This is a genomic window from Pseudomonas sp. TWR1-1-3, from assembly GCF_049896805.1.
Lineage (GTDB): Bacteria > Pseudomonadota > Gammaproteobacteria > Pseudomonadales > Pseudomonadaceae > Aquipseudomonas > Aquipseudomonas bubulae.
Window position 1 is genome coordinate 532,344 of sequence record NZ_JAFCUZ010000002.1, and the last position, 14,641, is coordinate 546,984.

At 55.6% G+C, this 14,641-nt stretch carries 15 protein-coding genes; 10 read left to right on the top strand and 5 right to left on the bottom strand.

Going from position 1 to position 14,641, the window contains the following annotated elements; all coding sequences use genetic code 11:
* The first annotated feature begins 461 nt into the window (after nt 1-461).
* Nucleotides 462-1,253 carry a hypothetical protein gene (locus ACP7BE_RS09965; protein ID WP_141228152.1) on the top strand — a complete coding sequence of 264 codons (792 nt, stop codon included), beginning with the start codon at nt 462-464 and terminating at the stop codon, nt 1,251-1,253.
* Between the two features lie 57 nt (nt 1,254-1,310).
* On the opposite strand, the gene ACP7BE_RS09970 is transcribed toward ACP7BE_RS09965, so the two are convergent.
* Both ACP7BE_RS09970 and ACP7BE_RS09975 read right to left on the bottom strand, forming a co-directional pair.
* Nucleotides 1,311-2,528: an argininosuccinate synthase gene (locus tag ACP7BE_RS09970; protein ID WP_016779698.1), complete on the bottom strand. Its 1,218-nt coding sequence runs from the start codon at nt 2,526-2,528 to the stop codon at nt 1,311-1,313.
* A gap of 127 nt (nt 2,529-2,655) precedes the next feature.
* A complete protein-coding gene (locus tag ACP7BE_RS09975) occupies nt 2,656-3,561 on the bottom strand; it encodes a flagellar protein MotY (protein ID WP_095001400.1) in 906 nt (301 codons plus the stop codon).
* 155 nt (nt 3,562-3,716) lie between these two features.
* Here ACP7BE_RS09975 and pyrC point away from each other — a divergent pair, with 155 nt between their 5' ends.
* Entirely contained in the window at nt 3,717-4,763 is a 1,047-nt protein-coding gene (gene pyrC / locus ACP7BE_RS09980) for a dihydroorotase (RefSeq protein ID WP_095001401.1), read from the top strand.
* Complete coding sequence (rnt, locus tag ACP7BE_RS09985) at nt 4,760-5,434, top strand: ribonuclease T (protein ID WP_016779695.1); 675 nt, start codon at nt 4,760-4,762, stop codon at nt 5,432-5,434. Before pyrC ends, rnt begins: the two co-directional genes overlap by 4 nt.
* Before the next feature lie 77 nt (nt 5,435-5,511).
* On the opposite strand, the gene ACP7BE_RS09990 is transcribed toward rnt, so the two are convergent.
* Nucleotides 5,512-6,114 (bottom strand): peroxiredoxin, encoded by a 603-nt coding sequence (locus ACP7BE_RS09990; protein WP_095001402.1) that lies wholly within the window; start codon nt 6,112-6,114, stop codon nt 5,512-5,514.
* Nucleotides 6,115-6,392: 278 nt separating this feature from the next.
* On the opposite strand from ACP7BE_RS09990, the gene ACP7BE_RS09995 reads away from it, so the two are divergent.
* Together ACP7BE_RS09995 and bfr are read left to right on the top strand one after the other, a co-directional pair.
* The gene (locus tag ACP7BE_RS09995) at nt 6,393-6,611 is read left to right on the top strand and encodes a bacterioferritin-associated ferredoxin (RefSeq protein WP_016779693.1); all 219 of its coding nucleotides are present in this window, start codon (nt 6,393-6,395) and stop codon (nt 6,609-6,611) included.
* Nucleotides 6,612-6,809: 198 nt separating this feature from the next.
* The gene (gene bfr / locus ACP7BE_RS10000; protein ID WP_016779692.1) at nt 6,810-7,280 is read left to right on the top strand and encodes a bacterioferritin; all 471 of its coding nucleotides are present in this window, start codon (nt 6,810-6,812) and stop codon (nt 7,278-7,280) included.
* A gap of 91 nt (nt 7,281-7,371) precedes the next feature.
* Here bfr and grxD read toward each other — a convergent pair whose 3' ends face one another.
* The gene (gene grxD, locus ACP7BE_RS10005) at nt 7,372-7,713 is read right to left on the bottom strand and encodes a Grx4 family monothiol glutaredoxin (RefSeq protein WP_016779691.1); all 342 of its coding nucleotides are present in this window, start codon (nt 7,711-7,713) and stop codon (nt 7,372-7,374) included.
* 511 nt (nt 7,714-8,224) lie between these two features.
* Between grxD and argF the strand changes: the two genes are divergently transcribed.
* Both argF and ACP7BE_RS10015 read left to right on the top strand, forming a co-directional pair.
* Nucleotides 8,225-9,145, top strand: a complete 921-nt coding sequence (argF, locus tag ACP7BE_RS10010; protein WP_095019465.1) for an ornithine carbamoyltransferase — start codon at nt 8,225-8,227, stop codon at nt 9,143-9,145.
* Complete coding sequence (locus tag ACP7BE_RS10015; protein WP_095001404.1) at nt 9,142-10,251, top strand: ABC transporter ATP-binding protein; 1,110 nt, start codon at nt 9,142-9,144, stop codon at nt 10,249-10,251. Before argF ends, ACP7BE_RS10015 begins: the two co-directional genes overlap by 4 nt.
* A gap of 16 nt (nt 10,252-10,267) precedes the next feature.
* On the opposite strand, the gene ybaK is transcribed toward ACP7BE_RS10015, so the two are convergent.
* A complete protein-coding gene (ybaK, locus tag ACP7BE_RS10020; protein ID WP_426105707.1) occupies nt 10,268-10,738 on the bottom strand; it encodes a Cys-tRNA(Pro) deacylase in 471 nt (156 codons plus the stop codon).
* A gap of 370 nt (nt 10,739-11,108) precedes the next feature.
* Between ybaK and ACP7BE_RS10025 the strand changes: the two genes are divergently transcribed.
* The 3 genes from ACP7BE_RS10025 to ACP7BE_RS10035 all read left to right on the top strand — a co-directional run bounded on the left by ACP7BE_RS10025 (nt 11,109) and on the right by ACP7BE_RS10035 (nt 14,435).
* A complete protein-coding gene (locus ACP7BE_RS10025) occupies nt 11,109-11,960 on the top strand; it encodes an MIP/aquaporin family protein (protein ID WP_095001406.1) in 852 nt (283 codons plus the stop codon).
* 89 nt (nt 11,961-12,049) lie between these two features.
* A complete protein-coding gene (glpK, locus tag ACP7BE_RS10030) occupies nt 12,050-13,555 on the top strand; it encodes a glycerol kinase GlpK (protein WP_095001407.1) in 1,506 nt (501 codons plus the stop codon).
* 124 nt (nt 13,556-13,679) lie between these two features.
* Nucleotides 13,680-14,435 carry a DeoR family transcriptional regulator gene (locus ACP7BE_RS10035; RefSeq protein WP_019823558.1) on the top strand — a complete coding sequence of 252 codons (756 nt, stop codon included), beginning with the start codon at nt 13,680-13,682 and terminating at the stop codon, nt 14,433-14,435.
* The last annotated feature ends 206 nt before the right edge of the window (nt 14,436-14,641 follow it).

A 14,641-nucleotide genomic window follows, 5' to 3' on the forward strand; every position in this document is an offset into this window, starting at 1 on the left:
TAAAGCATTAAATCACGCTAAAATAACGGCAAGACGTTCGCCCAGGCAAACCCAACCAAGATAAAAATAAATATTCGATAGATACGTTCACCCACCTACAACTCCCTCTCAGACTTATCATTCAAATCAGTCACTGACTAAAAACCTTACACCCTTTACAAAAAACACTTAACGCCCTTTAACAAGGTCCGACCTGATAACGACAGCCCCCCTACAAAAACAAACCTCTTATTCAAGAAATCGATAAATTCCGCCAGCCAGGCGCGACACAATCTCATGCAATTGATTTGCGCCTTAAAAAAAACACGACTAATTTTAAAAAACGCTAGCAACTCCCTGAAGAAAGCGCTGAACCAATCACCCGACTTACATTGACCCTGCACAGATACTCCAAGCTGGCCATACACCGCCAAGAAGCGCCTTCTTCCTTATCATTCCGACTTTTACCAAAAGGCACTTTCATGATAAAAAACACCATAAAAATCAACCACCCACTTACCGTTATCGCTGTTTTTTCAATGCTGACGGAAGCGTCCGCTGCAGTCTCTCTCCCTTATATCGACAGTGAGCATCAAAAAATATACGTATGGTTCCTGATTGTTTTCCCATCACTTCTGATCACGTTGTTTTTCCTGACCTTAAACTTCAATAACAAAACACTTTATACCCCCGCTGACTTATCCAAAGCCGAGAACACTCCGGAAGGGTTCTCTCAGCCGACTGGCCCTTGCCTGAAGCAAGGCAATTCATTTGCAAGCACAAGTACATCCGCACAACTATTTATACCCGCCTGCCCTTCAGGCTCCCCGTACAGCTTATACAGACCCCATAACATCTTCCTTCAAGGCCAAAGAGTCCACCACGTCGACCCTCCCCCGTTTCCACCCCCCGAAAGAGCGCACGCAACATTCTTTGCCAAGAGTCATGCATGGAGAGAGGGCTCAGATTTAAAAACACTTCATCTTATGGACCTGAACCACCTGCACTTGCTCTCCCCTCATAAAGGCACTGCCGAAGAGGTATTACATATCTATTACAAAGCAACCCGCAAATATAAAAACACGCCCCCCAGACATGCTGTACTGCTACTGCTTACCAACCAGCACTCCAGTATCCCTCAGGAAACTCTTCGACTGGCCATCGACAACTTCAAACATACGTCATCCATCAACCATACAACCATTATCAGCTACAACACCGACGCACACAGATTCACCCTGCTTAACTCACCCCGCCCCCAAACAAATACCTGAATTGCAGGCAAAAAAAAGCCCCAGCCAATTGGCTGGGGCTTTACCAGGCGAGCTGTATCAGAACAACTTGCGCCCTTTATTTGCAGCAATACGCATGCGCAATGCATTCAACTTGATGAAGCCGGCAGCATCGGCCTGATTGTAAGCACCGCCATCCTCTTCAAAGGTTGCGATGTTGGCATCAAACAACGACTCGTCAGACTTGCGACCGGTAACAATCACGTTGCCTTTGTACAGCTTGAGGCGAACAACACCGTTAACGTGAACCTGCGAAGCATCAATCATCTGTTGCAGCATGATGCGCTCAGGGCTCCACCAGTAACCGGTGTAGATCAGGCTGGCGTACTTTGGCATCAACTCGTCTTTCAAGTGAGCAACTTCACGATCCAGAGTAATCGATTCAATGGCGCGGTGAGCACGCAACATGATGGTGCCGCCCGGGGTTTCGTAGCAACCACGGGACTTCATGCCAACATAACGGTTTTCGACGATATCCAGACGGCCGATACCGTGTTCGCCACCAATGCGGTTCAACGTTGCCAGAACAGTCGCAGGTGTCATCTCAACACCGTCCAGCGCAACGATGTCGCCATTACGGTAGGTCAGTTCCAGGTACTGCGGCTTGTCAGGAGCGTTCTCCGGAGAGACGGTCCACTTCCACATGTCTTCTTCGTGCTCAGTCCAGGTATCTTCGAGCACACCACCTTCGTAGGAGATATGCAGCAAGTTGGCATCCATCGAGTACGGGGATTTTTTCTTGCCGTGACGCTCGATCGGGATTGCATGCTTTTCAGCGTAATCCATCAGCTTTTCACGGGAGAGCAAGTCCCACTCACGCCAAGGAGCAATAACCTTCACCCCTGGCTTCAAGGCATAGGCACCCAGCTCAAAGCGAACCTGGTCGTTACCTTTACCCGTTGCACCGTGGGAAATGGCATCGGCGCCCGTTTCATTGGCGATTTCAATCAGGCGTTTGGCAATCAGCGGACGAGCAATGGAAGTACCCAGCAGGTACTCGCCTTCGTAAACGGTGTTGGCGCGGAACATCGGGAAAACGAAGTCACGAACAAACTCTTCGCGCAGGTCATCAATGTAGATTTCCTTGACGCCCATGGCTTGCGCCTTGGCACGTGCAGGTTCGACCTCTTCACCCTGACCCAGGTCAGCGGTAAAGGTTACGACTTCACAGTTATAAGTATCCTGCAGCCACTTCAGGATCACCGAAGTGTCCAGGCCGCCCGAATAAGCCAGAACGACCTTGTTTACGTCCGCCATGCCATCACTCCACGGGTTGTTCGAAAAGCCGAACAGTCTACCGCCCACAGCCATGAATTTACAGAGGCGCGACAGCTTAAGACGACAAAGCGACAGTTTATATCAAAGACGCGACGAGACCGTTGCTTCAGGAAATAGCCGCTGGATTGCTGGGACCTACAGATGGCGCAGCTTTTTCAGGCACAGGGAGCCGTTCCAGGCGGACGCTTACCCGGCGATTTTTCGCCCGGTTTACCCGACTGGTATTCGCCGCCAAGGGGTATTGCTCACCATGGAATCGCACCGTGATCTGCGACTCCTGCAGGCCGTTCTGCTTGAAATACTCCATTACCGCCAATGCCCGGCGCCGCGACAGCTCACGATTGGTCAAGCGATTGCCCTGATTATCGGAATAACCGTCGAGGATGACGTGATTGACTGTAGGGTCTGCCTTCAAGTATTCGACCATGACTTGCAAGTTGACCCGGGCCACCGCGTCCAGTTCGATCCCCCCGCCAGGGAAACCGATCTGGCTTTGTCTGACCTGCTCAAAGTTTTTCGGTAAAAGCTTTGCGGTACAGGCCTCGTAGTCGCCGTAAGCCTGGCGAAACCTGACAGGGAGCAGGCGTACTTCAGAGACATTGCCCTCACGAGAATAATGCCTTATCAAGGGGCTGCGCCCCTCAATCAAGCCTCGAAACAAGTTGGCGGCCTGCGCCTGGGAACTGTTGAAAAGCACCTGTCCACGGCCAATACGCACCGAGCCCAGGTCAATATCACCACGGCCCGGTTGCCAGGGCGCAGCGGCGGCCAACAGCTTGGCAGAGCCCTCGCCCAACATTGAGTTGTAGGCATTAAGACGAAATACAGCCTGTTCTCCTGCACGCCTTACAAAAGCACCCGAACCAAAATCGGTAATCGGCTGAATCAGACGGCATTCGAATTTGTCACCTTCCACTTTCCACTCGATATTCTCCAGCCGCGTCTGAAAAGTCAGAGCCATGGCTGGCAGGCTGGCAAACATACTGAGCAGGATGAAATAACGCTGGCGCACGGGAGGCTCCACAGGCTTGCACGGCAAAAAAACAGGCCACAGATTTACGGCATGCTCATCAGATATCGGTCAGCAATCACAAAACTTGATAGCGAGTGCCTGCCAGAGTCTTTTCCGGTAGCATTCACCTCAGTTCGACCCGCCTGGAATCCCCAATGTCTGACCGCCTGACCCTGCTGCGTCCCGACGACTGGCATATACATCTTCGCGATGGTGCTGTGTTGCCTCACACTGTCGCGGATGTAGCGCGCACTTTTGGCCGCGCCATCATCATGCCCAACCTGGTACCCCCGGTGCGCAATGCCGCCGAGGCCGACGCCTATCGCCAGCGCATCCTGGCTGCACGCCCCGCTGGCAGCCGCTTCGAGCCGCTGATGGTGCTGTACCTCACCGATCGTACCCAGCCAGAAGACATTCGCACGGCCAAGGCCAGCGGATTCGTCCATGCAGCCAAGCTGTATCCGGCCGGGGCAACGACCAACTCCGACTCCGGTGTAACCAGTATCGACGCGATCTTCCCGGTTCTGGAAGTCATGGCCGAGGTCGGCATGCCTTTGCTGATCCACGGTGAAGTCACCCGAGCCGGCGTAGACGTCTTTGACCGCGAAAAGATCTTCATCGACGAGCATATGCGCCGCGTCGTAGATCGTTTCCCGACGCTGAAAGTCGTGTTTGAGCACATCACCACCGCGGATGCGGTGCAGTTCGTCAACGAGGCTTCAGCCAACGTCGGCGCAACCATTACCGCTCATCACCTGTTGTACAACCGCAATCACATGCTGGTTGGCGGCATTCGCCCGCACTTTTATTGCCTGCCGATCCTCAAGCGCAACACCCATCAGGAAGCCCTGCTGGATGCGGCCACCAGCGGCAGCGAGAAGTTTTTCCTGGGCACTGACTCGGCACCTCACGCCCAGCACGCCAAGGAAGCGGCGTGCGGTTGCGCCGGGTGTTATACCGCCTATGCGGCCATCGAGATGTACGCCGAAGCGTTCGAACAGCGCAATGCGCTCGACAAGCTGGAAGCCTTTGCCAGCCTTAACGGCCCGCGCTTCTACGGCTTGCCCGCCAGCAACGAACAGATCACCCTGGTTCGCCAGGAGTGGACCGCCCCAACCAGCCTGCCTTTCGGCGAGCTGACCGTAATTCCGCTGCGCGCCGGTGAAACTCTGCGCTGGCGCCTGCTGGAGGAACAGCTGTGAGTGACGACCATTATGATGACGAACACGAAGGCGGCCATGGCGGTGGTCCACGCCACCCGATGGCAGAGCGCTTTCGCGGTTATCTGCCGGTCGTAATCGATGTTGAAACCGGCGGTTTCAACAGTGCTACTGATGCATTGCTGGAAATTGCTGCCGTAACGATCGGCATGGACGAAAGAGGCTTTGTGTTCCCCGAACACACCTATTTCCACCGTGTCGAGCCGTTTGAAGGCGCCAATATCGAAGCCGCTGCACTGGAATTCACCGGTATCAAGCTCGATCACCCACTGCGCATGGCCGTCAGTGAAGAAACAGCCCTGACCGATATCTTCCGCGGTGTGCGCAAGGCCCTGAAGGCCAATGGCTGCAAACGCGCCATTCTGGTGGGGCATAACAGCAGCTTCGACCTGGGCTTCCTCAACGCCGCTGTCGCGCGCCTGGACATGAAGCGCAACCCTTTCCACCCGTTCTCGAGCTTTGACACCGCGACCCTTGCTGGCCTGGCCTATGGCCAGACCGTCCTGGCAAAAGCCTGCCAGGCCGCCGACATCGACTTTGATGGGCGTGAAGCACACTCGGCCCGTTACGACACCGAGAAAACCGCCGAGTTGTTCTGTGGCATCGTCAACAGCTGGAAACAAATGGGCGGCTGGAAAGACTTCAACGACTGATCCTGTCGTAAAGGCTTACAGCGCACCATAAAAAAACCGGACACTGGGTCCGGTTTTTTTATGCCTGAAACTGACGATTACAGCTGGTCAGCATTTTCAGTCAGGTAAGCCGCAACACCTGCAGTCGAAGCGGTCATGCCCTTGTCGCCTTTTTTCCAGTTGGCCGGGCAAACTTCGCCGTGCTCTTCGTGGAATTGCAGGGCGTCAACCAGACGCAGCAGCTCGTCCATGTTGCGGCCCAGTGGCAGGTCGTTGACGATCTGCGAGCGCACAACGCCTTTGTCGTCGATCAGGAACGCGCCGCGCAGAGCCACGCCGCCTTCGGTTTCAACGTCGTAGGCCTTGCAGATGGCGTGATTGATGTCGGCAGCCATGGTGTATTTCACCTGGCCGATGCCGCCATTGTTCACTGGCGTGTTGCGCCATGCGTTGTGGGTGAAATGGGAGTCGATGGACACCGCAACCACTTCAACATTGCGCGCCTGGAACTCAGGAATACGGTGATCCAGTGCGATCAGCTCGGACGGGCATACGAAAGTGAAGTCCAGTGGGTAGAAGAACACCAGGCCATATTTGCCTTTGATGGCGGAGGACAGCGTGAAGCTGTCAACGATTTCGCCAGTGCCAAGTACGGCGGCGACGGTGAAGTCAGGGGCTTGTTTGCCTACGAGTACGCTCATTGGATATCTCCTGGTGTGCAGCGTGAAAAACAGAACCTGATTGGGCAGCCGTTGAAAACGACGCCAGGCAATCAGCTCCCGGGTAAAAAGACCGGTCATCATACACCGCTCGTCGGAACTGGCAGGCACCCTTTTTCACCCGCCCGAAAGCGCTCAAAAGAACCGTTCGTCAGCACAGTGCCTGAGACCCTCAATTGAGACTCAAGGTACTTTGACAATCATTCTCGTTAACATTAAGATCCTTGGCATTGAATCCCAACCAGCGATGGTTCTTATTTATGTACGTTTGCCTTTGCACTGGCGTCACCGATGGAAAAATCCGCGACGCAATCTACGACGGTTGCTGCAGTTACCGTGAAGTGCGTGAAGCGACAGGTGTTGCCAGCCAATGTGGCAAATGTGCCTGTCTGGCCAAGCAAGTGGTTCGTGAAACCCTTTCCTCGCTGCAAGCCAGCCAGGCTGTCATGAGTTTCCCGGCAGAATTTTCAGTCGCCTGATTAACCAATTCCAAAGAACCGGACATAGCGTCCGGTTTTTTTATGCCCAGAATTCAAGTGCTTAGGCCCAAGACGCGGAACACAAACATTCTTATTCCGATTAATTTTCATTTATTATTCAAATACTTAGGTTTGACAGTCTGCAAGGTGCGGATCAAACTCTGCCCTATATACAGTTAATTAAGGCAGGCCCCAGCCATGAAAGGCGACATTTCGGTTATTCAGCACCTCAACAAAATTCTCGGCAACGAACTGGTCGCAATCAACCAATACTTCCTGCATGCACGCATGTATCAGGATTGGGGCCTGGAGAAGTTGGGCGCGCATGAGTACCACGAGTCCATCGACGAGATGAAACACGCGGACAAACTGATTAAACGCATCCTGTTCCTGGAAGGCCTGCCAAACGTACAGGACTTGGGCAAGCTGCATATCGGCGAGCACACCAAGGAAATGCTGGAGTGTGACCTGCGCATCGAGAAGACTGGCCACGCCGACCTCAAGGCCGCCATTGCGCATTGTGAAGTAGTTGGTGACTTTGGCAGCCGGGAAATGCTCGAAGATATTCTTGAGTCGGAAGAAGAACATATCGACTGGCTGGAAACTCAGTTGGGCCTGATCGACAAAGTGGGTATTGAGAATTACCTGCAATCGCAAATGGGTGAGTAACTAACACCCATTAAAAAGCCCCGCCTTGTTTATCACAGAGGCGGGGCTTTTTTATGCGTGCGACAAAACAACTGTCACGACGCGACTGATATCAGGCTTCAGTCTTGTTTGCTGCGGCTTTCTCGACAGCTTCTTTGATCAAAGCCTGCAAAGAACCATCAGCGGCCATTTCAGCCATGATGTCGCTACCGCCAACCAGCTCGCCACCTACCCACAATTGCGGGAAAGTTGGCCAGTTGGCGTACTTTGGCAGATTGGCACGAATTTCAGGATTCTGGAGGATGTCCACGTAAGCGAACTTCTCGCCACACCCCATGACTGCCTGAGCAGCTTTAGCCGAAAAGCCGCACTGCGGGGCATTCGGGGAGCCTTTCATGTAGAGCAGAATGGTGTTGTTGGCAATCTGGTCTTTAATAGTTTCGATGATATCCATGGAGCACCTCGGCTGAACTTTCCGACGCAGATGTCGGCACGGTGGCGCATTGTAACGGAAAGCCGAGCGCGACGCTCGGTCTCCCCGACAGACAATAGTATGCCCCTGCTCCCTCCACAAAGCTTGTTGTCCCTGCCGAGAAACGATGGCTGCGAGCAGTTAAAGCCCGCCTCATGACAGGAATGCTGCCAACGCCATCGCAGCCGTCGCTCCTCGCCAGCGATGACAAATACGACGACCTCGCCCCCCCTCGCAATTGCCAAGCTACGCCACGGCAGTGTACAAATGGGCAGCTGAGGTAAGGCAAACCGCCTGATGTGGCTCATGCAGCGCAAGACCCGCTCAAACCTCTATACATATGACCCTTATTGGCAAGACGCGACATTTCCTTATAAGATCGCGCCTTCCCCTATTTCGTCGCCCCGTGCGGCTTTCGCCGCAGGTCTCGCCCGTTTTTCCGAAAACCCCGGCCTTGAGCATCTGCGATCGTTGCAAAAAAAGGTAGTTAATGATGAGCGCAAGGCACTTTCTCTCCCTGATGGATTGCACTCCCGAAGAGCTAGTCAGCGTGATTCGCCGCGGCATCGAGCTTAAGGACCTGCGCCAGCGCAGCGTTCTGTTCGAACCCTTGAAAGGTCGCGTACTGGGCATGATTTTCGAAAAATCATCGACCCGCACCCGCCTGTCATTTGAAGCTGGCATGATCCAGCTCGGTGGCCAGGCCATTTTTCTGTCACCACGAGATACCCAACTGGGTCGTGGCGAACCGATAGGCGACTGCGCCATCGTCATGTCACGCATGCTTGACGCCGTCATGATCCGCACCTTCGCCCACAGCACCCTGACCGAGTTTGCGGCCAATTCCCGCGTACCGGTTATCAATGGCCTGTCGGACGACCTGCACCCATGCCAGCTGCTGGCTGACATGCAGACCTTTCTTGAGCATCGCGGATCGATCAAGGGCAAGACCGTGGCCTGGATTGGTGACGGCAACAACATGTGCAACAGCTATATAGAAGCGGCTATCCAGTTTGACTTCAACCTGCGTGTTGCCTGCCCCGAAGGCTATGAGCCCAACCCCGAGTTCGTGGCGCTGGCAGGCGAACGCGTTACCATCGTTCGCGACCCGCGTGATGCCGTGATTGGCGCCCATCTGGTGAGCACCGACGTATGGACATCAATGGGTCAGGAAGACGAAACGGCCAAGCGCCTCGAACTGTTTGCCCCGTATCAGGTCAACCGTGCCCTGCTCGACCTGGCGGCCGATGACGTGCTGTTCATGCACTGCCTGCCTGCTCATCGCGGCGAAGAGATCAGCGTCGACCTGCTGGACGACCCTCGCTCCGTGGCCTGGGATCAGGCCGAAAACCGCCTGCATGCGCAAAAAGCGCTGCTCGAATTCCTTGTCCAACCGGCGTACCAATCCGCATGAGTCAGCCGCTATTGCTAAACCTTCGTGATCTGGCCTGTGGGTATCAGGGCCAGAGCGTGGTGCAAAACCTCAACCTGCATCTCAATGCCGGTGATATCGGCTGCTTGCTGGGCTCTTCGGGGTGCGGCAAAACCACGACATTGCGCGCTATTGCCGGGTTCGAACCGGTACACCAGGGTGAAATCAGGCTGGCAGGCGAAGTGATCTCCAGCGCCGGCTTCACCTTGGCACCCGAGAAACGTCGTATTGGTATGGTGTTTCAGGACTACGCCCTGTTCCCGCACCTGAGCGTGGCCGACAACATTGCCTTCGGCATTCGCAAGCACCCGAACAAAGACCGTGTGACCGAAGAGCTGCTTGAGCTGGTCAACCTTAAAAACCTGGGCAAACGCTTTGCGCACGAGTTATCAGGTGGTCAGCAGCAACGCGTTGCCCTGGCCCGCGCCCTGGCACCCGAGCCGCAACTGCTGTTGCTGGATGAGCCATTCTCCAATCTGGATGGCGAGCTGCGCCGCAAGCTCAGCCACGAGGTGCGCGATATCCTGAAAGCCCGTGGCACCAGTGCGATTTTGGTGACACACGATCAGGAAGAAGCCTTCGCTGTCAGCGATCATGTTGGCGTGTTCAAGGAAGGCCGCCTTGAACAGTGGGACACCCCTTACAACCTCTACCACGAACCTCAGACGCCCTTTGTGGCGAGCTTTATCGGTCAGGGCTACTTTATTCGCGGCCAGTTGCTGACACCTGAATCGGTACAAACCGAGCTGGGTGTCTTGCGTGGCAACCGTGCGTATACCTGGCCAACGGGCGGTGCAGTGGATGTATTGCTGCGCCCGGACGATATCGTCTACGCACCGGACAGCGATTTGAAGGCGCGGATCATCGGCAAGACATTCCTCGGCGCATCGACCCTTTATCGCCTGCAACTGCCGACAGGCAGCCAGCTGGAGTCGATCTTCCCGAGTCATGCCGACCACTTGCCTGGCGCTGAAGTGGGCATTCGCGTTGCCGCCGAACACCTGGTGATGTTTCAAACCAGCGGCAGCATAGCGGCGCAAATCCCGCAATCCGAATCAGGTGTAAGGCGTTTCAGCACAGCGCACTAAAAACCTGTGGCAGCGCTTACGCCCTGCCTACTTCTGCGAACTTCGCTTGCGTGTGCTCTGCCAGCACCGCAGGCGCCAGTTCCACCTCCAGCCCGCGTCGTCCGGCGCTGACAAAAATAGTCGAAAAACCCTCGGCACTTTTATCAATAAAAGTACGCAGGCGCTTCTTTTGCCCCAACGGGCTGATCCCGCCAAGCAGATAACCTGTGGAGCGCTGAGCCGCCGCCGGGTCCGCCATTTCGACTTTCTTCACCGCCGCTGCCTGAGCCAGCGCTTTCAAATCAAGACTTCCGACGACCGGTACGACGGCAACCAGCAACTCGCCCTTTTCACTGCTGGCCAACAGCGTCTTGAACACTTGCGCAGGCTCCAGGCCAAGCTTTTCTGCGGCCTCCAGGCCGTAGGATGCCGCCTTGGGGTCGTGTTCATAGCTGTGTACCCGATGTTCGGCGCGAACTTTTTTCAGCAGGTCCAGTGCAGGCGTCATGACAGCTCCAGTTTTGCAGAGGAGAAAGAAATACGATGGCCGATTTTAGGCTATTACCCCGTAAAAAGGCGCTGAAACCGAGGTTACAGACCCAGCATGTAGCTAAAAAGTTACCTTTACCCCTCTCAATTCGTAGTCTTTGTTTACATAAAAACCAATACCAAAGCACTCATCTGAAGTCAGAATGTGAATACCCGTTCACTTTCGACCTTTGACAGCAGTGTTTCTTGTCTATATTTTTTCGAATCTGAATATACTCACACGACTCAGCCTGACAGCGTAAAACACAAATACGCAGTTCCCGGTCCAGGCTCAGGCGCACTGCCACCCTGATTGACGACGTCAAAAAACAACAATAACGAGGTTTTACATGTCGACTGCATCGCAGCACCCCACACTTTCAGGCCAGTGCCTGGCCGAGTTTCTCGGCACCGCACTTTTGATATTCTTCGGTACCGGCTGTGTTGCGGCTCTCAAGGTCGCGGGCGCAAGTTTTGGCCTATGGGAAATCAGCATCATCTGGGGCATTGGCGTCAGCATGGCGATTTATCTGACAGCGGGCGTTTCCGGCGCACACCTGAACCCGGCGGTCAGCATTGCGCTGTGCCTGTTCACCGATTTTGAAAAACGTAAACTGCCTTTCTATATCCTCGCCCAGATCGCAGGGGCCTTTTGCGCAGCGGCGTTGGTTTACACGCTCTACAGCAACCTGTTCTTCGATTACGAACAAGCCCACCAGATGGTACGTGGCAGCCAGGCCAGCCTGGAATTGGCCTCGGTATTCTCGACCTACCCGCACCCTTCGCTGACAACGCTGCAGGCCTTCCTCGTCGAGCTTGTGATAACCGCTATCCTTATGGGCGTAATCATGGCCCTGACCGACGACAAAAACGGCTTGCCCCGTGGCCCATTGGCCCCCCTGCTGATCGGCTTGCTGATCGCCGTCATTGGCAGCTCGATGGGCCCATTGACCGGTTTTGCGATGAACCCTGCGCGTGATTTCGGGCCCAAGCTGATGACTTTCTTCGCTGGCTGGGGGGACGTCTCGTTCACCGGCGGGCGCGATATCCCGTATTTCCTGATTCCCATTTTTGCACCCATCGTAGGTGCCTGTCTGGGCGCTGCCATTTATCGCGGGATGATTGCCCGGCACTTGCCTGACATTGCCCCGGCAGATGCGGTTACCCAAGCCGCTGCGCCTGCAAAGACCCAGGCATCCTGATACCGACTGATGAAACGGGGCGCACGAGACCTACTGCCCGTTACCTGTCTCGCGCCCGCAACCTCCCTCATTCTGCAAGGCACTAACAAATGACCGACACTCAGAATAAGAACTACATCATTGCGCTGGACCAAGGCACCACCAGTTCGCGAGCGATCATCTTCGATCGTGACGCCAACGTGGTGTGCACAGCACAACGTGAGTTCCAACAGCATTACCCGCAACCGGGCTGGGTCGAACACGACCCGATGGAGATTTTTGCCACCCAGAGCGCCGTGATGGTTGAGGCCCTGGCCCAGGCCGGCCTGCATCATGACCAGGTTGCCGCCATCGGCATTACCAACCAGCGCGAAACCACGGTGGTCTGGGACAAAGAAAGCGGCCGCCCGATCTACAACGCCATCGTCTGGCAATGCCGTCGCAGCACCGAGATCTGCGAGCAGCTCAAACGCGACGGTCACGAGCAATACATCAGCGACACCACCGGCCTGGTGACCGACCCGTACTTCTCCGGCACCAAACTGAAGTGGATCCTCGACAACGTCGAAGGCAGCCGCGAACGGGCGCGCAAAGGCGAACTGCTGTTTGGCACCATCGACAGCTGGCTGATCTGGAAATTTACCGGCGGCAAAACCCACGTTACCGATTACACCAACGCCTCGCGCACCATGCTCTTTAACATCCACACTCTGGAGTGGGATGCCAAGATGCTGGAGGTGCTGGATATCCCGCGCGAAATGTTGCCTGAAGTGAAGTCGTCTTCAGAAATCTACGGCCGCACCAAAAGCGGTATCGCCATCGGCGGCATTGCCGGCGACCAACAGGCCGCGCTGTTTGGCCAGATGTGCGTCGAGCCCGGCCAGGCCAAGAACACCTACGGCACCGGCTGCTTCCTGCTGATGAACACCGGCGCCAACGCCGTGAAGTCGACCCACGGCATGCTGACCACCATCGCCTGCGGCCCCCGCGGCGAAGTGGCCTACGCCCTGGAAGGCGCCGTGTTCAACGGTGGTTCCACCGTGCAATGGCTGCGTGACGAACTGAAGATCATCAACGACGCCCACGACACCGAATACTTCGCCAATAAAGTCAAAGACAGCAATGGCGTGTATCTGGTGCCTGCCTTCACCGGCCTCGGTGCCCCCTACTGGGACCCGTATGCCCGTGGCGCACTGTTCGGCCTTACTCGCGGTGTACGCGTAGACCACATCATTCGTGCTGCGCTGGAGTCGATTGCCTACCAGACACGGGACGTACTGGACGCTATGCAACAGGACTCCGGCGAACGCCTCAAAGCCCTGCGTGTAGACGGTGGTGCCGTAGCCAACAACTTCCTGATGCAGTTTCAGGCCGACATCCTCGGCACCCAGGTTGAACGCCCGCAAATGCGTGAAACCACGGCCTTGGGCGCTGCCTACCTGGCGGGTCTGGCTTGCGGCTTCTGGGGCAGCCTGGATGAACTGCGCGGCAAGGCGGTGATCGAGCGCGAGTTCGAACCTGCACTGGACGAAAGCTGCAAAGAGAAGCTCTATGCCGGCTGGAAAAAAGCCGTAAGCCGTACCCGCGACTGGGAACCTCACGAAGAAAGCAACTAAGTACGGGCAATTACATCTGCGGGCGCCTATGGCGCCCGCAGTTGCTTGAGGCACCTGCGAGTAGCAGACGACGCTTTCCTGCGGCATCATGGGTGAATTTGCTTCGCCGCCCAAAGGAAACTCCATGAATCTGCCTCCACGCCAACAGCAGATCCTCGAACTCGTACGCGAGCGCGGTTATGTCAGCATCGAGGAAATGGCTCAGTTGTTCGTCGTCACGCCGCAGACCATTCGCCGTGACATCAACCAGTTGGCAGAAGCCGACCTGTTGCGCCGCTACCACGGTGGCGCCGCCTATGACTCCAGTGTAGAGAACACCGCCTACGCCATGCGGGCCGACCAGATGCGCGATGAAAAGCGCCGCATTGGCGAAGCCATTGCCGCCCAGATTCCCGATCACGCCTCGATTTTCATCAATATCGGCACCACCACCGAGTCGATTGCCCGGGCGCTGCTCAACCACAATCACCTGAAAATCATCACCAACAACCTGCATGTTGCGTCGATCCTGAGCGCAAAAGACGACTTCGAAGTACTGATCGCCGGCGGCAATGTGCGCCGCGATGGTGGCATCGTCGGTCAGGCCAGCGTCGACTTTATCAACCAGTTCAAGTTCGACTTCGCCTTGGTTGGTATCAGCGGTATCGATTCTGACGGCAGCTTGCTGGACTTTGACTATCAGGAAGTACGCGTATCCCAGGCGATTATCGCCAATGCCCGACAAACTATCCTGGCAGCGGACTCCAGCAAGTTCGGCCGCAATGCAATGGTCCGCCTGGGCCCGATCACCTTGATCGATTGCCTGGTCACCGACCAGCCGCCCGTGCCGGAGCTGGCGCAACTGCTGGCCCAGAACAAAATTCGTCTGGAAGTGGTGTAACCGCACTCAGATAGTGATGCGGGTTCAGATGCTGTGGGGCGGGCTTGCTCGCGATGGCATCACCGCAACCTGACAGGTGAGCCGCAGCGCCTGCATTGCGAGCAATGCCTGCTCCCGCAGAATCATTGCCCTACACTAAAATGTTCGAAATTCTTCCTTTCGACGCCCTTCGATGAGTTTTTTCAATCGAAGGGTGCTGGCTGCGC